This window comes from Paraburkholderia sediminicola, from assembly GCF_046027825.1.
Lineage (GTDB): Bacteria > Pseudomonadota > Gammaproteobacteria > Burkholderiales > Burkholderiaceae > Paraburkholderia > Paraburkholderia sediminicola_D.
On record NZ_JAQQDU010000002.1, the window covers coordinates 88,959 to 109,256 of the forward strand.

The following is a 20,298-nucleotide window of genomic DNA, read 5'->3' on the forward strand; positions in this document are numbered from 1 at the left end:
ACCGGTACGGTCAGATTCCGTCACGGTTCGGCGCAGGTGAAGCTGCTGGCAAGATTCACGTTACCCTTACCGCTATAGCGGGGAAACAGCGGGTAATGGCACAACGGACGCGAGCGTCCATTGGTTGCGGCCGCGATATCCGTAGCGACCAGGGTTTCGGGCGCCACACCCCGTGTAACCCAATTGTCGAGCGCACCCAGCAGATCCACGGAGGGGATGAACACCCCGCTGCCATGCTGGAACCCCGGCACCATGTACAGCCGCATGAACGCATTGACCTGGTCGATGCCGAAGCGATCAATCAGCGCTTCATAGTAGGCGATTGTCTGGTTCGGGCTGATGACTTCGTCGGCGAGTCCCTGCAGCGTAATGAGCTTGCCGCCGCGCGCGATGTAGCGTGCGAGGTCGGGGTTCATCGCGCCAATCGTCTCTGACAGCGCGACGAGCTGCCCGCGATATTTGCCGGGATGCAGCGGGTCGAACCTGAGCGAGTCGAACGCGGCGTCCCGCGTCACGAAATAGCGGATGTAGCCATCGCCCTGCGCGAACAGGTAACCGTTAGCGAAGAAGGTCGGCACCGGCAGGCGCTCGGGTTGATGCGCGAGCCCAAGCAGGCCGCTCAGATGCGTGCCCTGAAAGACGTTGTACCCACGATAGCCGGTGACGCCCCACGCCAGCTTGTACGGCAACGACAGGCCGTCGCGCATCACCAGCAAGGTAGAGAGTTGCGCGTCAGTCAGGCATTCGTCGTGCGAGGGCGCACGTCCGGCGCAGCGCAACGAGGCGATGATTTCCGCTTCGTGTTCCCGGCACCCGCCGACGTCGCTTATGATGCCGTCCGCCGCCCCATCGAGCCGGTCGCAAACCGCTAGCGTGCGTTGAACCACGTGCTCGAGCAACAGTGGTGGAATGAACCCGCCGGGCGTTGCGTATTCCGCCTGGCCAAGCCTCACGCCCATCAAACGCACGCCGGTAAAATTGAGCGCGGGCGAATTGGCGATCACACCGTCGTAGTCGTCGGGATAGCGCTGCATCACCGTGTAGCCTTCGCGCCCGCCCGTCGAGCCACCGGCGAAATACATCCGTTGCGGCGGCCGGCCGTAAGCACGCGCAATGAGTACGAGCGCGGCGTCGTGCGTTTTCTTCAGATGCGCATAGCCGAAATTCGTCACCGCTTCGTCGACCAGACCAAACACCGCGAGCGACGAATCGCCCACATGCCCGGAGTCGTCGCCGAAAGTGGCATAGCCTTGTGCAAGCGGTGCGCGATCCGGAGAGAACGGCATCACGCCCGTGCCGCTCACCACCACGCCGTTATAGCCCCCGCCGCCGATCTGCAGCGCGCGGCCGTTCCAGCGGCGCGGCAGATTCAGGTCGAAGCGGATATCGGGCGTGCTGGCTTTGAGCCCCTTGATGCGGCCGGTGATACGGCAGTATTCGCCGCCCTGCTGATTGCCCTGCGCCGTGGCGGCCACCATCGCCGCGCTTTCGATCTGCACGCCGGCAGTGGGCAACGCGATCAGTTCAGGGGGTAACACTGCGCCCGCGAATTCCGCGCAATGCATGGCGAGCGGCTCTTCCTTGGGCGCGGCCCATGCCTCTGAGGCGCCCATCAGCCATAGCACAGCGCCGGCGACCGTGATGACCGTGCGCGAACCTCGCGTATAACGCCCATGGCGCCAATAACGCCGATGGCGCGCACGCGCCCTCATCCGTAACCCGCCCCGTTGACCGCCGTGCGCGACGGCTGCCCTTTCCAGCCGTGCCAGCCGCGCGCGATCATCAGCACCGCGCCGATGGCGACCAGATCGCCGCCAAGTCCGACCAGCGTGCCGCGAAAGCCGTGGAACGTATGCGGTGTCGCCGTATCGACGATCAACGACACCAGCGTGCCGGCGACGAAGCATACGAGCCCGGTACGGCCGACGGTCACCACCGCCGGCAACCGCTGTGCGAGCCACGCAATGCGGCCCTGGCGCACGAACTGCGCAGCGAGCCAGGCAATGACGATGAAGTTGATCACACGTTCCACGGAAAGGTTCTGTTTAAGCACGCCGGGCAGCGGTTGCGTCAGCACAAAGAGTTTGACGATGGCGAATGCCAGCACCGCAACCACCGCGGCGCGTGTGAGCCAGTGCGCGGTGCGGGTAGCGTGAAAGCGCTCGCTGACGGGTTGCACCCGGCACAGAATACCAAGCACGAACATCAGTTGCCATGCAAACGGATTAAAAGCCCAGTCGGCCATATCGTCAATGCTGAATAGTCCGGCCAGCGGCCGGGCCAGCGCCCAGATCGTCACGCTCAAGCCCAGCGCCGCGAGCGACGAACGGCGCGCCAGCGGCACCACGAACGGCACGTATAACGCAAAGACGACGTACATGGGCAGCACGCTTGACAGATACGGCTGGTGCCGCAGCACGGCAATATCAAACGCCTCGCGCAGCGGCTGGATCACGAACGACTGCCAGCCGCTCAGGTCGACCATCGGCGGGTTCAGATGCCATTGCGCGAGGACGGCGCCGGACAGCAGCGTCAATACAGCCGTCAATAGATAGGCGCGATAGATCTCCCAGCAGCGCCTGACGAAGCGCATCTTCGCCGCGTTCTCGCCGCGCCCAGCGAGCACCGCCGTATACGCTGCCGCCGACGCATAGCCGCCAAGGAACACGAACACTTCGGCCGAGTCGCACAAGGCATACGTGTGCAACATCAGATGCGACAGCGTGCTGCCGGGAATATGGTCCAGCACGATAACAATCAACACGACACCGCGAAAGAAATCCACTTCGATCGAGCGTCCGCGGCGTGGGTCCATTCAGGTTCTCGCAAGATGGGGCGTGCAGGCAATGCACTGTACAAAGTGCTCAGATACCGTAGTACACAGTAGGAACTCCGTAACAATAAAACGTTCCCATCGATACCGTGCGCCCCGTCGACGCGCGCTAACAACCACCCTTTAAACGCACGCAAAGTGGCAGCAATCTGAAATTCGGATGTCGGCGAGCGGTAATGCTCGCGTCATCGCGCCGTCGATTGGCGGGAAGTTTTGCGGCTTTTAATAGGTCAAGCGTGAGCGCAATCGGTAAGGCCTGCGGAAAAAAATCGCCGGTTGTGATGCGCGATTTTTTTCGCTTTTTTTCATCGTAGGATCGATTCGTACAGGCCCGTTGCGCATCCCGCGTGTCACGCGCTGCCTTCGCACTGGAACACCACCCCATGAACAACAGGATTGCCGGCTTCGACGGATTGCGCGCGATTGCAGTCCTAATGGTATTTTTTCAGCACCGTCTATTCGGCGACATCGGCGAGATCGGCCACCTCGGCGTGTGGATCTTCTTCGCGCTGAGCGGCTTTCTGATCATCGGCATCCTGTCCGCGCAACGCACACGCATCGAAAGAAACGACAGCAGGTTCGGCGCTGAACTGAAGCGCTTCCTGTTTCGCCGCACGCTGCGCATCTTTCCGATTTACTACCTGATGCTGGCAGTGATGTGTGTGCTGATGGCGTTCGGGATGGCGAATCCCGAACTGGCCGGCGGCATGCCATTCCATTTCACTTATCTGTCGAACTTCTGGATCGGCTCGGTGCTCCATGACTGGCCGGGGCGTTACTCGCATCTCTGGAGTCTCGCGATTGAAGAGCAGTTTTATCTCGTGTTTGCGCCACTATTGCTGCTGGTTGCGGCGCGGCGGCATCGCGCGGTGTGCCTCACGATCGTCGCGGTGGGACTGGTTTCGCTGCTGGCGATGCGTGCGGCACAGTGGCAGGAAATCACGATCTATACGCACCCCCTGACCAACTTCTGGCTGCTGGCGTTGGGCGGGATAGGCGGCTTGATGATCGCAGGGAAAGAGAGCCGCTTACGCGTCATGCTCGGGCACGGCATGACGCTGTTCGTGTTGAGTGTTTGCATCGTGGGGTTGTGCGCGACTGAGCCAAGGTGGAGTCAGTTGGACAGTTCGCTTGCCTACACGACGGTCAGTGCCGTGTATGGCGTCTCTATCGCGGCGCTTGTGTGTTCGATTGCGTGCTGCCGCAACGCGGCCGTAATCGGTCTGCTTGAAACCGGCTGGCTGGTGAGCTTCGGGCGCATCAGTTACGGCTTTTATCTCTATCACAATCTGATTCCGGACCTGACCCGCAATCGTCACGCGACGGCGTTCTTCGGCGGCACCGTGCCGCTGTGGGCACACTTCGCCGGGATTGCCGCGTCGTTTGCGATTTCGCTGACGATGGCCGTGCTGTCCTGGCGACTGATCGAAGCCCCAATTCTTCGGTTGAAGACGCGGCGCGCGCCGCTGAACACCGCGATTCCCGCAGCTACGCAAACGCCGGCCACATTTGCCGCTCGCAACGAGCGTGCACTGAGAGATGAAGGCGCGGCTTCAGATGCCGTTTGAAGAAATCGGTCATTACGTTATGCTTTCATGCGGCTTGAGTAAGGGCACGGTATCATGCGGCCTCACTTAGCCGGCCGCTTCGACCCTTGCGCAACACGCGGGCATTGAACTGGCCGAACGATAAAAATAAGCCACTGCCCGCGCGAGTTCCGGTCCATCTGGTCCGCGCGGTTGGCTCGCGGACCTAAACAATGTTTCCTTTCAGTTTCGCCAGCGGCGTACTTGGCGCGAGCTTGCAGTCGCTCAGCCTTTACGCGCTGCTTGGCATCATTGCGGCGCTATTGCTGGGCGGGATGGTCAAGGGCGTGGTCAGTATCGGCGTGCCGCTGGTTGCGATGCCGATTCTCAGCCAGTTCATGCCGATCAAGGAGGCCGTTCTATTGCTGTCGATGCCGATCATTCTCGGTAATATTCCACAGGCGCTGGAAGGCGGCGATATGCTGCCGACAGTCCGGCGCATTGCCGCGCCGTTGATCGGGACGGTGATCGGCAACATCGTCGGCGTGAGCCTGTTGATCTCATTGGCGCCCCATCGCGCGCAGGCTGCCGCGGGCGTATTGCTTATCGTTGCCGCGCTGCTCCTGTTGCTTACGCCACGGCTTACACTTTCACCGGCATGGGCGAAGCCGGCGGGTTTCGTGTTGGGATTCGGTGCGGCAGTGATGGAGAGCATCGCTTCGGTGCCAGGGCCTCTGCTGGCGATGTATCTGCTCGCCACGGGCGCCACGGGGAAAGTCTTCACGAAGCAGATCGCGATTATTCTGGTGGTGTCGATTATCACGCTGGTTGCCACATTTAGTGGCGGTGCCCATGCCAGCTTGAGCGATCTGGTCATTTCGGCCTGCGCGAGTGTGCCGGTGATAATCGGAATGTTTTTAGTGCGGCCGCTACGGGACAGATTGCCGCCCGGGGCGTTTCGCGTTCTGGTTCTGGTGTTCGTTCTGGCTGCCGCCGCGCAGATGGTCTGGAAATCCGGGGTTTTATGAGGGGTAAGCGAATCAGACACTCAATTCACATACTTCGGCTACCTAACTGAATTGAGTGAGCCATTCAAAGCTGGAGTAGCATTGGGCAAGGCGCCCAACGGTATGCAGCTGAGCGGCGGGCCTCTTTGGGCCCGTCCGCATCATCGCCGCACTCTCAGGTCCTACTTTTTTATGCCGATGCCTCGTAACACCGGTCTTCTCTCCCGCACCTACCCCCGCTATTGCAACCTTTCCCTTCGACAGATTCAGACTCAGGCAGCGGTACGCCGCCTCGGTTTCATCTGCGCTTCACTCCCGAGTTGGTCGAGAAGCTTGATGACGCGTTTGCGCTGGCTGGCAATCAACTCGTGAGTCTCTTCCAGTACGCGAATGCGTTTTTCCCAATACTCATGGTCAAGCGGGACCAATACGCTGACCGCGTCCCCACGCGTCAGGTACTGAACCATGTTCTCAAGATGCTCCAGTTGGCTATCCACCAGACTGGACGGACGCCGCCCGCCGCGCTGGGCGGTCGGTTGATTGTTCGTGCCACTCATCTTTGATACCCCGTGACTTACCCGCCGGCAAAGCTTGGACCCTCGCACCCATTGCGCCGCGAATGCCGGAGCGGCGCGCTTACAACGTACAGTTGCGATTCCAGAACGGGGCCTGTTATAAGTGGATTGACTGCGCCGTCGATGAAAGCGATCTGCATCTAATCATCGGACAATACCGTAAGTTTTTTGTTTGGCTTTACCATACGTCTCAGTTTTGACGCACGCCGCATGAAATATTTAGTAACAACTGCTCCTCCGCTGGATCCGCGCCCCTCGTTCGCAGCAACCGATCCATGAACCAGCGCACCTTGCCGCATCATCTGGCCGCTGCCGCCGCAGCCGAATCGCGCTCGACCATTTCCTCGAGCCGATTCAGTACGCACGCGCTCGCACCGGAGGAGCAATTTCTGGCCTGGCGTCAGCGCGTGGGGCATGTCGTCGATGTGCCGCCGTCGAAAGAACAGATCGCCAGGGGATTGCGGGCTGAAATCGATCTCTATGCGGTCGGCGGTTTAGTGTTTTCGGACTGCAGTGCGGAATCGATGCGGCTGGAACGGTCGGTCGCGCGCGTTTCCACGGACTCGCGGCGCGATTACGCCTTTCATCTGTTCGTGGAAGGTGAAATCGGCCATGTGACGGGCATGCGCAAGAAACGCAGCGCGCCGGGTTCGGTGCAGGGCATCGTCGCGCTCGACATGAACCAGCCGTTTCGGGCCGAGCGGCCCAAAAGCCGGCTTCTGACCCTGTTTGTACCGTCCGCGATCGTAGACGAGGAACTGCGCGACGGCACGGCGATTCACGGCCGCATCGTCCAGCAGGGTTCGCCATTGACCGGCCTCGTGCTGGACCATCTGGCGGCAGTCGCCAAGGAAATCCCCACGCTCGACCCGGCCGCCGCGGCGCAGGCACTGCAGGCCGGCGCCCAACTGCTGGTTGCCGCTTTCCGCAAGGAGTCGCGTCTAACCGGCGCGAGCCGCGCGGCGATGCAGGCCGCCGTGATGGGACAGGTGCGGCGCTATGTCGACGCCAACCTGCACGAGGGCGACCTCACGCCGACCAGCGTGGTTCAGGCCCTACAACTGAAACGCGCCACCGTTTATCGCTGGTTCGAGCACGAGGGCGGGCTCGGCGCCTACATTCGCAATCGCCGGTTGCGGGAAGCGGCGGACGAACTAGTCCGTTTCCCCCATCTTCAGGTGACGGAAATCGCCTACGGACTCGGTTTCCAGAGCGCGTCCGATTTCACCCGTGCGTTTCGCCGCGCCTTCGACATGAGCCCGCTGGACATGCGGGTGCTCGCGTTGGACCTGCAGCAGCACAACGCGGGGCAGCGCTGGGCTAACGCTGAAGCAGGGTTCAAGCCGGCGGCTGCGAAGCACTGGCAAGGCGCGCATCCCTCGCTTCTGTCTCGGGAAATACCCTCAACGCGATAAGCGTGAGCAGGGTCGCGGCCATCAGATACCACGCCGGAATCATCGGATCGCCCGTCCGCTCGATCAGCCACGTCACGAGGAACGGCGAAAAACCGCCGAACAGGACGACGCCGAGGCTGTAAATCACCGCCAGTCCGGCCGCGCGCCGATGCGCCGGAAACGCCTCCATCATCAGCACGGAACTCGGGCCGGCGTTGTTGACCGCAAGCGCCACGTACGCGGTGATGATGACAAGCGCGGCGACGTCGCCCACGCCGTGGGTCAGCGCCCAGAATGCCGGCCATGCGGCCGCCAGCGACGCCACGAGTGCCGCGTACTGCAGCGTCTTGCGGCTCGCGAGACGGTCGGCTGCGCGCGCCACGAGCGGCGTCACCACGAGGATCACGAGGCCTGAGAGGCAGGCCGTCAACAGGCTGATGGCCGGCGGCCGATGCAGCGTACGAACCAGATAGGCCGGCATATAGAAGACGGTGAGGTAGATGCCCACCGAAGGCGCCGCCATCATCAGGATGCCGCAGACCACGGGACGCGGGTACTCCGCGAACAGGCGCCTCGGACTGAGCCGCGCACGCTGCAGCGGCGCGGCCGCGGGCATCCGGCGACGCAAATACCAGCCGACCGGTCCGATCAGGCCGCCCAGCACGAACGGAATGCGCCATCCCCAGTCATGCATGGCGGCGGGCGACAGCAGCGCCGTCGTGCTCGCCCCGACCAGCGCTGCGGCGAAGGCGGCCGCGCCCTGGCTCGCGCCGCGCCAGCTCACCATGAAACAACGGTGCCGGTAGGCGACGGACTCCATCAGCGAAGCCGATGCCGGCCCGATCTCCCCGCCTGCCGCGAGCCCCTGCATCAGGCGCGCGAGCACCATCAACACCGTCGCGGCGGGACCGATCGAGGCATAGCCCGGCAGGCACGCGATCAGCCATGTGCCAAGGGTCATCAGGGCGAGCGATACCGTGAGGCCGGCTTTGCGGCCACGGCTGTCGGCGATGTGGCCGATCATGATCGCGCCGAGCGGGCGCATCACGAAGCCCGCGCCGAAGGTGGCAAGCGAGAGCAGCAGCGACGACGCGGGATTGCTCGATGGAAAGAACAGATTACCGATGATGACCGCGGAAAAACTGTAGACGGTGAAGTCGTACGTCACGAAACCGTTACCGATAACAATGGCCGCAACGATACGACTGAGTTCGACGCGGGACGGTTGGGCCGCTTCGTGAGCAGCAGTTTGCATGGATTGCGTTTTACGGGGGGACGTCGATGGTTTCAAGAGATTGGCAGGATGGAGGTAAAGCTTCTTTCTTTAACGGCGCGCGGATTCGCAACTTTACACTCGCACGCAGATTTTCGCGTCGCGCACATGACCTGCGGGTGGGGTCATGGTCGGACGCGGGGACCGCATCTGAGCGCGCTGCTACACTTCTACACCGCCCACTTCCCGAAGAATCCTCACCGTCCGGCCTCGTGCTGATCGCAGTCTGCGTGAGCGTCGCGCGGTACATTCTTCGGCTGACACACTCCGCACTCCATGCTTCGATTCGAGAACCTCAGCAAGCGCTATAGCGAACGCATCATCTTTCAGGGACTGCATTACGACACGGCGGCAGGATGCGTGGCGCTCAACGATGAATCCGGCAGCGGCAAGTCGACCTTGCTTGGCATCCTCGCCGGCACGATCGAGCCCGACGCGGGCGAGGTCTGGCTTGGCGGGCATTCGCTGCGCAGTGCGCCGCACGAGGCGAAATCCGTGCTCACATATGTGCCCGAAGACTGTATGACGTATCCGGACCAGACCGGTCGTGATTATCTGGAACGTGTGGCGTCGGAGAGGAAGACAACGGTCGGCAGCCAAACGCTAGACCTTGCCAGGCGCTTCGGACTCGAACCGCATGTCGACAAACGCTTCGAGCAGATGTCGTTTGGCACACGCAAGAAATTCTTCCTGACAGGGGCCGTGCTCGGCGAGACGAACGTCGTGATCGCGGATGAACCGGTCGGCGGACTCGACGCCTCGGCGCGCGGGGTTTTAATCGATCTGTTTAAAACGCTGGCCGAAACCCGCACGGTCTTTTTCTCAAGCTACGACGCGGCCTTTACGCAAGCTTGCGAGGCGAGAACCATCGATTTTGCGGACCTGGGGATGCGCGGCTAGGCGGTTTCTGCGCGCCGCGGGCCTGCGCTACACACAATCTTTCGACTCCATGACGGCGCCCTCCCCGGGAATCGTCCACTGGCACACCGCGCGAATCTGCCCTACATTTTTCTAGTCGGTTGCCAATGATCGCAGCAGCGGTCGCTGATTGTCATTCGCCTTGGGCCCGAGCCACTGGGGCGCCAAACCGTCGAATTGTCGAATTGTTGTCGAACTTTCGAAAGCGGCGCTCACGCCGGCACGGCTGACCAGGCTTGGAGGTGACATGGCCGTCTTCGCTAACCTTTGGCGTTTGATTGTCGGTAAGCCGCTGGATCCGCTCGATCCCCGCACGCGCCACGCGATCGCTGTCACGCCACTGCTGGCCTGGGTAGGCCTCGGTGCCGACGGGTTGTCGTCGTCATGCTATGGGCCGGAAGAAGCCTTCCTGGCGCTCGGCCAACACACAGCCCTTGCCTTGTTTCTCGCCCTGGCTACCGCTGCGACGGTCTTCATCATCGCGCTCGGGTATAACCAGGTCATCCAGTTGTTTCCCACCGGTGGTGGCGGCTATCGCGTCGCGACAGCGTTACTGGGCCCGCACCCTGGGCTGGTTTCAGGCGCCGCGCTGCTGGTCGACTACGTGCTGACCATCGCCACGTCGCTCGCGAGCGGCGTGGATGCATTCTTCAGCTTGCTGCCAGTGAGCGCACAGGCATTCAAGCTCGCCACCGAGCTCACACTCATCGTCTTGATGACCGGTCTCAACTTTCGCGGCATGCGCGAGTCGATCATGGTACTGCTGCCGATCTTCCTCGGCTTCGTGGTGCTGCATCTTGGTCTCATCGTGTACGGCGTCGCGGTGCACGGCAATCATCTGGCCGGCGTCGTGCCGGGCGCCATCAGTGAGGCGCACGGCATGTCGCAGGCGGTCGGCCCCTTCGTGGTAGCGGCGTTGCTCATGCGAGCGTTCTCGCTGGGCGGCGGCACGTATACCGGCCTCGAAGCCGTGTCGAACAACGTCAACATGCTGGCCGAGCCGCGCGTGCCGAACGGCAGGACAACGATGTTCTATATGTCCACCTCGCTCGCCTTCACGGCCGGCGGCATCATCCTGCTGTACATGTTGTGGCATGCCCAGGCGGCGGAAGGTCAAACGCTCAATGCGGTGGTGTTCGGCAGCGTCATCGATCATCTCGGGCTGGGCTCGGCATTCGCGAGGCATGCGCTGCTTGCCGCGGTGCTGGCCTTCGAGGCAGGACTGCTGCTGGTGGGCGCACAAACCGGCTTTCTGGACGGGCCGGCCGTGCTGTCGAACATGGCCTCGGATTCGTGGGTGCCGCGTCATTTCCGCGATCTGTCCGCGCGCCTCGTCAGACAGAACGGCATCGTCGTGATGGGGCTCGCAAGCCTCGCCATCCTCATCTGGACGCACGGCGACGTGTCGGTCCTGGTGGTGCTGTACAGCATCAACGTCTTCCTGACCTTCAGCCTCTCACTGCTGGGTTTGTGCATTTACTGGTGGGGCCATCGCCATGACGGTGAACACTGGCTGCAGCACTTCGCGCTATCCGCGCTTGGGCTATCGGTCACCAGCGCCGTGCTGGTGATTACGCTGATCGAAAAATTTACGGAGGGGGGCTGGCTAACCGTACTGGTGACCGGCGCGGTGGTGGCGCTGTGCTTCGTCATCAAACGGCATTACAACGAAACGCGCACATTGATTGCCAAGGAAGATGCCCTCTTTGCCGGCGCACCACCCGAGCTCGACGACGCGGCTCTGCCGCTCAAACTCGATCCGTCCCAGCCGACCGCTATTCTGCTCGTCGGCAAACACCGTGGGGCCAGCATGCATGCGCTGCTATGGGTGAACCGGCTGTTTCCCGATCACTTCAAGAATGTGATATTTCTCGCCGTCGGCGAAGTGGACGCGCAAAGCTACGAAGGCACGGAGCACCTGGAGCGCTTGCGGCAAACGATTTCGGCATCGCTCGACTATTACGTTGCGTTCTGCCGCCGGCACGGCATTGCAGCCGAATACCGGATCGATTTCGGCACCGACCCAGTCGACGAGTTCATCAAACTGGCCGGGGCCACGATGGAAGAATTTCCCAACAGCGTTTGCTTCGCCAGTAAGCTGATTTTCAAACGGGTGAATATCCTGACCCGGTGGCTGCACAATCACACGCCGGTGGAAATCCAGACGCGCCTCCATCAGGAGGGCAAACAGATGGTGTTGCTGCCGATGAACATTGGGTGATTCAGTGAACCATCGTCACCGGCGTAACGGTATGCCTTGACAGCGACGCGAACATGGCTAGTCTGCGGAAGAAACCCATATGGCTGGCATCGATCACCATCACATCGGGCTGGGTGGTCGCCGCGTAGTCAGCGATCGCTTTCGTGCGGTGGCCGAATACGCGTTTCCAGTGGTACGGCACGCCGGCCTCTTCGAGAATGGTGCGGACGTCGATCAACGCCTTCAGCATGGCCTGCTTTTCATGGCGCACCAGTGCGCTTCGGCTGTGGAATGCTGCGGCGCGCCCCTGATCGACGGGCTCGAGTACTTCCAGTAATTCGACTTCGGTGACGCCGCGTTCCAGAAACATGAACGCCGCGTAGCGCGCGGCTTCTATCGCGCCGCCGTGGTCGAGAACAGGGATTAGCATTCGTATCATCGAGAACTCCGAGCGGGTACTGTGTACTTTTAGCTTAATCAATGCGGCGTTAAAGTCGCGTAAAAAATTTAACTAGATTTATTTGCGTCGTAAGAGCGAATTCCACTGCAGCGCCAGGCAGCCTCACGATGCCTGTATCGCAGCGGGGTTCAATTCGATATGCAAAATCACCAGCCACCGCTTCGGACAGTCCTCGGCAATCTGCAACTGCTTTTTGTCCCCGCCTGGCTTCACGAAGCCCTTCTCACGCGCGAAGCCGAACGCGCGCCGCGCATCGGTTTGCAGCCACAGCGTCAGCAGTCCGCATGTCACACAGCTGAAAAGCCAGATCGTTTCATGAGGCAGCGCTGCATCGAGTTGCTGCGCGGCGTACGTAAAAATAGTCGTGAGAACCTGATTGGTGACGAAGGCGATGGCAACGACCTTGCACATCCCTCTGAACATCATGGCGGGTTTTGAGGGGGCCATGGAATCTCAAACCCCGAGCGTGCGGCGAGCTTCCACCTCGGCCAACGCCAGCGCTTCGCCTGAATCACGCATCGGCCGGCCGCAGCCACGTCCGGTAACCTGCTGGATCTGCTTGTCGCGCCGGGTGGTCGTCACGCGCAGTGCGCCTTTGAACATGTTGCCCGGTGCGGGGAATACGCAAGCCTCTACGGTCACGTTGCCCTTTGTCTGTTTGAACGCCATACAACCTCCTGCAAAAACGCAGATTATTCTTGCGGCGGAACGCCAGACTCAAACTCTACGGACAACGCCATAAAGACCGGGAAACGATTGCCGCCGGCGATATAAAAATCCTGTGAAATTCAGCGCACGCCGACCAGCCGGTAGCCCACGCCCGCCTCGGTAACGATGTGTTCAGGATGCGCCGGATCGCGTTCGAGCTTGTGGCGCAGATGCCCCATGTAGATTCGCAGGTAGTGGTGGTTCCCGGTTTGCAAGGGGCCCCATACCTCGCCAAGCAATTGCTCATGCGTCAATACGCGCCCAGGATGGCGCATCATCGCGGAGAGCAGGCGATATTCGGTGGGGCTGAGATGGACGGTCCGGCTGCCGCGCACCACCCTGCGCTCGCCGAGATCGACCGTGACGAGGCCGAACTGAACCTGAGGCAGGCCCACCCTGTTGCCGTTGGCCTGCCTGCGCAAATGCGCGCGAATCCTCGCGCTAAGCTCGGGTAAGCCGAAGGGTTTGGTGAGGTAATCGTCGGCGCCGGCATCGAGCGCGGCAACCTTGTCTTCCTCGCGGCTTCGCGCCGACAGGATGATCACCGGCATCGCGGACCAGCCGCGCAACTCACGGATCACCTCGATGCCGTCCATGTCCGGCAAACTCAGGTCGGTGATGACGAGATCCGCCAGCCGCGTCGCAGCCTGTGCAAGGCCTTGTACGCCGGTCTGCGCTTCGAAGACACTCATGCCGGCCGCTTCAAGGCTGGTGCGAACGAAGCGGCGGATGGCTTTGTCAGCGTCGATCACAACGACTGTTACGGTGGGATCGCTCATGTATGTGCCACGTCGACAGCACCCCTGAGGCGCGGCCAACGTCCAGGCGGGGTCTCCATAGATTATTGGACAGGCGCGCCTGATGCGCGCCGGTCAGGCAACCGGCTCAATGCATCGGCTTGAGATCGTCCAAAGCGAGGTTGAGCTTCAACACATTCACGCGTGCCTCGCCGAAGAGGCCGAACTGCCGACCCGACGTATTACGCGCGACAAGATCGGTGACCTGATCGAGCGGCAGGCCGCGCGCCTTCGCTACACGCGCCGCCTGATAGGCGGCCGCCGCCGGGCTGATCTCGGGGTCGAGGCCGCTGCCCGACGACGTCACCAGACCCACCGGCACCGGTTGCGACATGTCGTTACCTGCCGCCTTCAGCGCATCGAGGCGGCCCTTGATTTCGTCGGCAAGCGCGGGATTGGTCGGGCCAAGGTTCGATCCACCCGAGTTCTGCGCGTTGTAGGGCTGAGGCGTGGTGGCCGACAGGCGGCCCCAGAAATAGTACGGCGCGTCGAACTGCTGGCCGATCAGCGCGGAGCCGGCCAGCTTGCCGTTCCGCACGAGCAGACTGCCGTTCGCCTGGGCGGCGAAGACGGTATGGCCGATTGCAGTGACAACGATCGGATAGATTACCCCGGTGATCACCGTCATCAGGATGAACAGGACAAGTACCGGACGAAGCAGCGTTTTCATGATGTTCACTCTATTGGGTCAGACCCAGCCGAACACGTTCAGCACCATATCGATCAGCTTGATGAACGGGAACGGCAGCAGAATGCCGCCCAGCCCGTAGACCAGCAGATTGCGGCGCAACAGCGAGGCCGCACCCAGCGGCCGGTACTTCACGCCCTTCAGCGCCAGCGGGATCAGCGCAACGATAATCAGCGCATTGAAAATCACCGCCGACAGAATGGCCGAGGCCGGCGAGCTCAGATGCATCACGTCGAGCACACGCAGTTGCGGATAGGTCGTGGCGAACGCCGCCGGGATGATCGCGAAGTATTTGGCGACGTCGTTGGCAATCGAGAACGTGGTGAGCGAGCCGCGCGTCATCAGCATCTGCTTGCCGATCTCGACGATCTCGATCAGCTTGGTCGGATTCGAATCGAGGTCGACCATGTTGCCGGCCTCCTTAGCCGCCTGCGTGCCGGTGTTCATCGCCACCGCCACGTCCGCTTGCGCGAGCGCCGGGGCGTCGTTGGTGCCGTCGCCGGTCATCGCTACGAGCCGCCCTTCTGCCTGGTGCGTGCGAATCGTGGCGAGTTTCGCCTCAGGCGTCACCTCGGCGAGGAAATCGTCCACGCCGGCTTCGGCGGCGATCGCTGCCGCGGTCAGCCGGTTATCGCCCGTCACCATGATGGTCTTGATGCCCATCTTGCGCAGTTCAGCGAAGCGCTCCTTGATGCCGCCCTTGACGATGTCCTTCAGCTCGATCACGCCCATACAGCGCGCGCCGCTCTCGCCACGAACCAGTTGCGCGACGACCAGCGGCGTGCTGCCGCGCCGTGCGATTTCCGTCACTGCAGTCGTCAGCTCCGAGGGGAAGCGGCCACCGTGCGCCTCGACATAGTGTCTGATCGCATCGGATGCACCCTTGCGAATCTCACGGTCGGGCAGATCGACACCACTCATGCGCGACTGTGCGCTAAAGGCAAGGAAGACGGCCTGCAACGCGTGCATATCGCGTTCACGGATATTGAAGCGCTGCTTCGCGAGTACGACGATGCTGCGCCCTTCCGGTGTTTCGTCCGCAAGTGAAGACAATTGCGCGGCGTCGGCGAGCAGTTCCTCGGTAACGCCCGGCGCGGGCGTAAAGGCCGATGCCTGGCGATTGCCGAGCGTGATCGTGCCGGTCTTGTCGAGCAGCAGCACGTCGACGTCGCCTGCCGCTTCCACGGCGCGACCGGAGGTGGCGATCACGTTCGCCTGCATCATCCGGCTCATGCCCGCCACGCCAATGGCCGACAGCAAGCCACCGATGGTGGTCGGGATCAGGCACACCAGCAGCGCGACCAGTGCAGTAATCGTGACAACGTGGCCGGCTTTCGCGGCTTCGACCGAGAACATCGAGAACGGCAGCAGTGTCGCGGTAGCGAACAGCAGCACGAGCGTCAGCGCGACCAGCAGGATCGTCAAGGCGATTTCATTCGGCGTCTTCTGACGCTTCGCGCCTTCCACCATCGCGATCATCCGGTCGAGAAAGGCCTCGCCCGGATTCACGCTGACCCGCACGACGATCCAGTCCGACAGCACACGCGTGCCGCCCGTCACCGAGGAAAAATCGCCACCCGACTCGCGGATCACCGGCGCGGATTCCCCCGTGATCGCTGACTCGTCGACCGAGGCGACACCTTCGATCACCTCGCCGTCGGCCGGGATCACGTCGCCTGTTTCGACCAGCACGACGTCGCCCTTGCGCAGATCGGTCGCGGTCGTGATGCGGATCGGCGACTTGGGATGCGCCTCCTGCAGTTTCTTCGCCATCACGTTGTGCTTCGCGCTGCGCAGCGAAGCCGCTTGCGCCTTCGAGCGGCCCTCGGCCAGCGCCTCCGCGAAGTTGGCGAACAACACGGTAAACCACAGCCAGAGCGCGATGGCGAGAATGAAGCCGGCTGGCGCTTCAGCCTGGCCGCCAAGCGCCGCGATCCACAGAATGGTCGTCAGAATGCTGCCGATGTATACGCAGAACATCACCGGATTACGCAACTGATGGCGTGGCGCGAGCTTCCTGAACGAATCGACGAGCGCCGGCCGCGCAATCGCCGGGTCGAACATCGAGCGCGCGGCGTTGCGTGCCTGACCGATGTTGCCAGGCTGATGAACCGGCGGTTGGAGTCCGTTAGTCATGCTGTCCTCTCAGTCAATGTCCCGCGACCATGATCAGATGTTCAACGACGGGGCCGAGCGCGAGCGCCGGCACGTAGGTCAGTGCACCGACCAGCACCACCGTGCCGAGCAACAGCACGACGAACAGTGGGCCATGCGTCGGCAGCGTGCCGGCGGTCGCGGAGATGCGTTTCTTGGCGGCGAGCGATCCGGCGATCGCCAGCACCGGCACAATCGAACCGAAGCGGCCGAACCACATGACGACGGCCAGCGTCCCGTTGTAGAACGGCGTATTGACCGAGAGGCCTGCGAAAGCGCTGCCGTTGTTATTGGCGGCCGAACTGTACGCGTAGAGAATCTCGGAGAAGCCGTGCGGGCCGGGGTTGGCGAGGCCCGCCACGCCGGCTGCCGTCAGCACGGCAATCGATGCACCGACCAGCACGAGCAGCGGCGTGAGCAGCACGGCAATCGACACCATCTTCATCTCGTACGACTCGATCTTCTTGCCGATATATTCCGGCGTTCGCCCGATCATCAGGCCGGCCACGAATACCGCGAGCAACGCGAACACGAGCATGCCGTACAGACCCGAACCCACACCGCCGAAGATCACCTCGCCGAGTTCGATCAGCAGGAGCGGAACGAAGCCACCCATCGGTGTCAGCGAATCGTGCGCGTTGACAACAGCGCCGCATGATGCGGAGGTGGTCGCCACGGTGAAGATGCCGGACTGCGCAATGCCGAAGCGGGTTTCCTTGCCTTCCATGTTGCCGCCCGCCTGGCTAGCCGATGCGGTTTGATCGACATGCAGCGACGTAAATAGCGGATTACCATTCTGCTCAGACGAAATCTCGCCCCAGCAGGCCACCACGAAGGCGATCGTCATCGCGGCGAGCACCGCATAACCCTGCCGCTGGTCGCCCACCACCCGGCCAAATACCAGGCACAACGCAGCCGGAATCACGAGCATCGCGATCATCTGCACGAAGTTGGCGAACGGTGTCGGGTTCTCATACGGATGCGCGGAATTGGCGTTGAAAAAGCCGCCGCCGTTCGTACCGAGCATCTTGATCGCTTCCTGCGACGCGACCGGCCCCATGGCGATCGTCTGCTTGTCGGCCTTGTTGTCCACCATCACCGGATTACCCTTGGCGTCCTTGACGGGATTGCCCTGGGCATCGGTCTTCGGAGTTTGATACGTCGTCACCTGCAGCGTCGGCACGTCTTCGTATGACTGGAAGTTCTGAATCACGCCCTGACTGATGAAGACGAGCGCGATAACCGTCGCGAGCGGGGCGAGGATATACAGCGTGATACGCGTCACATCGACCCAGAAATTGCCGATCGTCGCCGTCGTATGGCGCGCGAAACCGCGAATCAGCGCAACCACCACAGCGATGCCGGTGGCGGCCGATAAGAAGTTCTGCACCGTCAGTGCGGCCATCTGCGTCAGGTAACTGACGGTCGATTCCGGCGTGTAGTCCTGCCAGTTCGTGTTGGTCACGAAGCTGACTGCCGTGTTGAAGGCGGCGTCTGGCGTCATCGGTCCGAAGCTCTGTGGGTTCGCGGGCAGCCATTGCTGCAAACGCAGGAACCCATACACCGCGAGCACACCGAGCGTATTGAACGCCAGTACGGCCATCGCGTAGTGCTTCCACGACATTTCGGCGCTGGGGTCGACCCCGGCGAGCTTGTAGAACGCAGTTTCGATCGGCCGCCCGATGCGGCGAACCACGACCGACGAACCGTCCACCACGCCGGTCATGTAACGGCTGAGCGGGATGGCGAGCGCAATCAGCACGACGATGTACAGGCCGGGCTGGAACAGGTTATTGAAGTTCATTCGAGAGCCTCCGCGCGTAGCAAGGCATACACGAGGTAAGCGAACAGAATCAGCGTCGAGGCCGCCGCGAGCCACGTCATCCAGGTGGTCATGGACGGCCTCCGGGCGCGCGGTGCAGCTTGTCGCAGCCAACTACAAAGGCCGCGACGAGGCCGCCGAACGCAATGATTGCGATGAGGTAAAGCAGGTCCATGGTCTGGTCTCCCACGAGGGACTCTTGCACCGTGAAATTTAGGAAAATCCGCGTAAACACAGCGTTAATACTTCGCGGCGCTTCGTAAAAACGATGGACGTGGTGTGAGAGGTCGCCGGACCGGCGCAGCGGCAGGGTCTTGCTTGGGGGATTTTCAGGCGTTCGAACTACCGTTTGAAAACGGCTGACGCTTATGCGCCCGCTTATGCCTGGGCTTATGCCAGGACCTATGCCGGAGCTTATGCCGCTTGAACCGATTTATCCTGCGCAGCCTGTTCGAGCCAGAGCTGGCTATCGGGGAACCAGAATGCGTCCGGACGCGGAGGCGATACGAGCTTCACTGGAAGGTCGGGATTGAAGATCTTCGACCATGCGGACAGATAGGACGGCGTCTTCACAAGGAACCCGCAATTGGCCAGCAGCAAGCAGGAAACCAGCGCCTCGCGGCCGATTTCGAGTCCCGGATAGCCGCTGAAATGAACGGGCGTGCTGCCACAGGCGAGCAGTTTCGCCGGTGCGACCCTCACCGGCTTGCTGAATGGCCAGGCGACGAAAAAATCGATAAACGCCTGTTCGTCGCTCGAGATAAAAATACGGGTTAAGTGCGGGTTTTCTGCAAGCGTCGATTCCACCTGCCGGCAAAAGCTTCCCCATGAAACCGGGACGGCTTCCAGCGTCTTGTCGGTCCCTCTGAAATGCGCGCCCAGCGTCGACTTGCCGAGCCCGAGCTTCTGGCAGATCGCGTCGACTTCTTCGTAGATGTGCGTGGCTGGCCGATAGTGCGCGAAGAAGAGTTCACTTGCGCTTCTCAGTTGAAGCCGGGTTTCATAGCGCTGACGAAAGCCCAACTGGACCAGGTCACGCACTGTCGACGTTCTCACTTTATGCGTGAACGCGGGCCCCGGGGCAGTGTGCACGGATTCGAAGAGAGCCGAGAACCAGTCCAGTTTTCCTTCGGCGTCGCCATACAGCCCACCGCGTGCGCTAATGCACGGGGTAAGGCATTTCTCGTCGCAATACATCAGAATAAACAGGACCATCTGCATCACGGAGAAAAACCCGGAGTTCTCCTGAATCTCGATGGAAAAAATTCCCCTGTTTAAACGTTGTTTAGCATGAAGTGAAATCCGGCGCGGCGTTGCCACGGAATGCTTGAATCCCTCGCTGCGTCGGATCTGTTTCGCCCGATCGACCACCTTTCTCAACATGCCCGACTCCTAATTAATTAGGTATTCTATGAAATGGCACGTACCTGCTTTCTGCAAAGGAAGGGACGGCCCAGCATAACACCTCAAAAAATCTGGCCAAGTAAGTTTGGCTTGTCTTCGTGAGCTATCGCACAAAAGCCCGGTAAGGTTTTCCCTGGATGGACGGCCAGGACCAGGCATTCACCGCATTGACGAAATCGCGTTCTTACGGCTGGCGACAGCGTGAACATCGACGGAAACGCTTGACCTTCCCACCATGGGAAGGTCCACGCTTGAGTTCTGATTTCTCATCGGAGGTAAGAAATGAAACTCGAAATTCTGGATATGTCATGCGGCGGATGCGCCAATGCGATTACTCGTGCAGTGACCGGCCTCGACCCCGCAGCGAGGGTCGATGTCGATGTTCCCGTTAAAATCGTGACGGTCGCCTCGACGCTGCCGTCGGCACGCGTCATCGAGGCCATCGAGGCGGCAGGCTTTCATCCCACGCTCAAGGGCTAACCAGATCGCATCAATCTGATCTGTGGATTAAGCTGGGCGCCCTGTTCGCCTGACATGAC

At 61.5% G+C, this 20,298-nt stretch carries 19 protein-coding genes; 6 read left to right on the forward strand and 13 right to left on the reverse strand.

Translation table 11 applies throughout. The annotated features are described in order from the left end of the window. Positions 1-20 precede the first annotated feature (20 nt). Together PQQ96_RS01570 and PQQ96_RS01575 are read right to left on the reverse strand one after the other, a co-directional pair. The gene (locus PQQ96_RS01570) at positions 21-1,712 is read right to left on the reverse strand and encodes a tannase/feruloyl esterase family alpha/beta hydrolase (protein ID WP_408287822.1); all 1,692 of its coding nucleotides are present in this window, start codon (positions 1,710-1,712) and stop codon (positions 21-23) included. Beyond that, positions 1,709-2,815 carry an OpgC domain-containing protein gene (locus tag PQQ96_RS01575; protein ID WP_408287825.1) on the reverse strand — a complete coding sequence of 369 codons (1,107 nt, stop codon included), beginning with the start codon at positions 2,813-2,815 and terminating at the stop codon, positions 1,709-1,711. Before PQQ96_RS01575 ends, PQQ96_RS01570 begins: the two co-directional genes overlap by 4 nt. 401 nt (positions 2,816-3,216) lie before the next feature. Here PQQ96_RS01575 and PQQ96_RS01580 point away from each other — a divergent pair, with 401 nt between their 5' ends. Further along, positions 3,217-4,401: an acyltransferase family protein gene (locus PQQ96_RS01580; protein ID WP_408287828.1), complete on the forward strand. Its 1,185-nt coding sequence runs from the start codon at positions 3,217-3,219 to the stop codon at positions 4,399-4,401. A 191-nt stretch (positions 4,402-4,592) separates the two neighbouring features. Continuing rightward, positions 4,593-5,387 (forward strand): TSUP family transporter, encoded by a 795-nt coding sequence (locus tag PQQ96_RS01585; protein ID WP_408287831.1) that lies wholly within the window; start codon positions 4,593-4,595, stop codon positions 5,385-5,387. Between the two features lie 251 nt (positions 5,388-5,638). Here PQQ96_RS01585 and PQQ96_RS01590 read toward each other — a convergent pair whose 3' ends face one another. Beyond that, complete coding sequence (locus tag PQQ96_RS01590) at positions 5,639-5,923, reverse strand: hypothetical protein (RefSeq protein ID WP_408287834.1); 285 nt, start codon at positions 5,921-5,923, stop codon at positions 5,639-5,641. 293 nt (positions 5,924-6,216) lie between these two features. Between PQQ96_RS01590 and PQQ96_RS01595 the strand changes: the two genes are divergently transcribed. Then, complete coding sequence (locus tag PQQ96_RS01595; RefSeq protein WP_408287836.1) at positions 6,217-7,356, forward strand: helix-turn-helix transcriptional regulator; 1,140 nt, start codon at positions 6,217-6,219, stop codon at positions 7,354-7,356. Here PQQ96_RS01595 and PQQ96_RS01600 read toward each other — a convergent pair. After that, entirely contained in the window at positions 7,280-8,590 is a 1,311-nt protein-coding gene (locus PQQ96_RS01600; protein ID WP_408287838.1) for an MFS transporter, read from the reverse strand. The two genes, PQQ96_RS01595 and PQQ96_RS01600, sit on opposite strands and share 77 nt — an antisense overlap. 294 nt (positions 8,591-8,884) lie before the next feature. Here PQQ96_RS01600 and PQQ96_RS01605 point away from each other — a divergent pair, with 294 nt between their 5' ends. Next, a complete protein-coding gene (locus PQQ96_RS01605) occupies positions 8,885-9,508 on the forward strand; it encodes an ABC transporter ATP-binding protein (RefSeq protein WP_408287841.1) in 624 nt (207 codons plus the stop codon). Between the two features lie 265 nt (positions 9,509-9,773). Next, positions 9,774-11,747 (forward strand): APC family permease, encoded by a 1,974-nt coding sequence (locus PQQ96_RS01610; protein ID WP_408287844.1) that lies wholly within the window; start codon positions 9,774-9,776, stop codon positions 11,745-11,747. A gap of 1 nt (position 11,748) precedes the next feature. On the opposite strand, the gene PQQ96_RS01615 is transcribed toward PQQ96_RS01610, so the two are convergent. From PQQ96_RS01615 to PQQ96_RS01655, 9 genes are all read right to left on the reverse strand, one after another. After that, entirely contained in the window at positions 11,749-12,165 is a 417-nt protein-coding gene (locus tag PQQ96_RS01615) for a universal stress protein (protein ID WP_408287847.1), read from the reverse strand. A 123-nt stretch (positions 12,166-12,288) separates the two neighbouring features. Next, positions 12,289-12,633: a hypothetical protein gene (locus tag PQQ96_RS01620; RefSeq protein ID WP_408287849.1), complete on the reverse strand. Its 345-nt coding sequence runs from the start codon at positions 12,631-12,633 to the stop codon at positions 12,289-12,291. A 6-nt stretch (positions 12,634-12,639) separates the two neighbouring features. Then, positions 12,640-12,855 (reverse strand): hypothetical protein, encoded by a 216-nt coding sequence (locus tag PQQ96_RS01625; protein WP_408287851.1) that lies wholly within the window; start codon positions 12,853-12,855, stop codon positions 12,640-12,642. Positions 12,856-12,974: 119 nt separating this feature from the next. Further along, on the reverse strand, positions 12,975-13,673 hold the full coding sequence (locus tag PQQ96_RS01630) for a response regulator (protein ID WP_408287854.1): 699 nt from the start codon (positions 13,671-13,673) through the stop codon (positions 12,975-12,977). Between the two features lie 106 nt (positions 13,674-13,779). After that, positions 13,780-14,361 carry a potassium-transporting ATPase subunit KdpC gene (gene kdpC / locus PQQ96_RS01635; protein ID WP_408287857.1) on the reverse strand — a complete coding sequence of 194 codons (582 nt, stop codon included), beginning with the start codon at positions 14,359-14,361 and terminating at the stop codon, positions 13,780-13,782. Between the two features lie 18 nt (positions 14,362-14,379). Next, positions 14,380-16,515: a potassium-transporting ATPase subunit KdpB gene (kdpB, locus tag PQQ96_RS01640; RefSeq protein ID WP_408287859.1), complete on the reverse strand. Its 2,136-nt coding sequence runs from the start codon at positions 16,513-16,515 to the stop codon at positions 14,380-14,382. A gap of 13 nt (positions 16,516-16,528) precedes the next feature. Continuing rightward, positions 16,529-18,337: a potassium-transporting ATPase subunit KdpA gene (gene kdpA, locus PQQ96_RS01645; RefSeq protein WP_408287862.1), complete on the reverse strand. Its 1,809-nt coding sequence runs from the start codon at positions 18,335-18,337 to the stop codon at positions 16,529-16,531. Next, positions 18,334-18,429, reverse strand: coding sequence for a K(+)-transporting ATPase subunit F (kdpF, locus tag PQQ96_RS01650; RefSeq protein ID WP_028193906.1), 96 nt, complete (start codon positions 18,427-18,429; stop codon positions 18,334-18,336). The genes kdpA and kdpF overlap by 4 nt, the downstream gene beginning before the upstream one ends. Before the next feature lie 340 nt (positions 18,430-18,769). After that, positions 18,770-19,738: an O-fucosyltransferase family protein gene (locus tag PQQ96_RS01655; protein WP_408287865.1), complete on the reverse strand. Its 969-nt coding sequence runs from the start codon at positions 19,736-19,738 to the stop codon at positions 18,770-18,772. Positions 19,739-20,041: 303 nt separating this feature from the next. On the opposite strand from PQQ96_RS01655, the gene PQQ96_RS01660 reads away from it, so the two are divergent. Further along, complete coding sequence (locus PQQ96_RS01660; RefSeq protein ID WP_408287868.1) at positions 20,042-20,239, forward strand: heavy-metal-associated domain-containing protein; 198 nt, start codon at positions 20,042-20,044, stop codon at positions 20,237-20,239. Positions 20,240-20,298: the final 59 nt, after the last annotated feature.

Coding starts and splice junctions, on each gene's coding strand:
- PQQ96_RS01625 (WP_408287851.1), bottom strand. CDS start 12,855: ATGGCGTTCAAACAGACAAAGGGCAACGTGACCGTAGAGGCTTGCGTA.
- kdpA (WP_408287862.1), bottom strand. CDS start 18,337: ATGAACTTCAATAACCTGTTCCAGCCCGGCCTGTACATCGTCGTGCTG.
- PQQ96_RS01655 (WP_408287865.1), bottom strand. CDS start 19,738: ATGTTGAGAAAGGTGGTCGATCGGGCGAAACAGATCCGACGCAGCGAG.
- PQQ96_RS01630 (WP_408287854.1), bottom strand. CDS start 13,673: ATGAGCGATCCCACCGTAACAGTCGTTGTGATCGACGCTGACAAAGCC.
- PQQ96_RS01585 (WP_408287831.1), top strand. CDS start 4,593: ATGTTTCCTTTCAGTTTCGCCAGCGGCGTACTTGGCGCGAGCTTGCAG.
- kdpB (WP_408287859.1), bottom strand. CDS start 16,515: ATGACTAACGGACTCCAACCGCCGGTTCATCAGCCTGGCAACATCGGT.
- PQQ96_RS01590 (WP_408287834.1), bottom strand. CDS start 5,923: ATGAGTGGCACGAACAATCAACCGACCGCCCAGCGCGGCGGGCGGCGT.
- PQQ96_RS01575 (WP_408287825.1), bottom strand. CDS start 2,815: ATGGACCCACGCCGCGGACGCTCGATCGAAGTGGATTTCTTTCGCGGT.
- PQQ96_RS01600 (WP_408287838.1), bottom strand. CDS start 8,590: ATGCAAACTGCTGCTCACGAAGCGGCCCAACCGTCCCGCGTCGAACTC.
- PQQ96_RS01570 (WP_408287822.1), bottom strand. CDS start 1,712: ATGAGGGCGCGTGCGCGCCATCGGCGTTATTGGCGCCATGGGCGTTAT.
- kdpF (WP_028193906.1), bottom strand. CDS start 18,429: ATGACCACCTGGATGACGTGGCTCGCGGCGGCCTCGACGCTGATTCTG.
- PQQ96_RS01610 (WP_408287844.1), top strand. CDS start 9,774: ATGGCCGTCTTCGCTAACCTTTGGCGTTTGATTGTCGGTAAGCCGCTG.
- kdpC (WP_408287857.1), bottom strand. CDS start 14,361: ATGAAAACGCTGCTTCGTCCGGTACTTGTCCTGTTCATCCTGATGACG.
- PQQ96_RS01580 (WP_408287828.1), top strand. CDS start 3,217: ATGAACAACAGGATTGCCGGCTTCGACGGATTGCGCGCGATTGCAGTC.
- PQQ96_RS01660 (WP_408287868.1), top strand. CDS start 20,042: ATGAAACTCGAAATTCTGGATATGTCATGCGGCGGATGCGCCAATGCG.
- PQQ96_RS01595 (WP_408287836.1), top strand. CDS start 6,217: ATGAACCAGCGCACCTTGCCGCATCATCTGGCCGCTGCCGCCGCAGCC.
- PQQ96_RS01615 (WP_408287847.1), bottom strand. CDS start 12,165: ATGATACGAATGCTAATCCCTGTTCTCGACCACGGCGGCGCGATAGAA.
- PQQ96_RS01620 (WP_408287849.1), bottom strand. CDS start 12,633: ATGGCCCCCTCAAAACCCGCCATGATGTTCAGAGGGATGTGCAAGGTC.
- PQQ96_RS01605 (WP_408287841.1), top strand. CDS start 8,885: ATGCTTCGATTCGAGAACCTCAGCAAGCGCTATAGCGAACGCATCATC.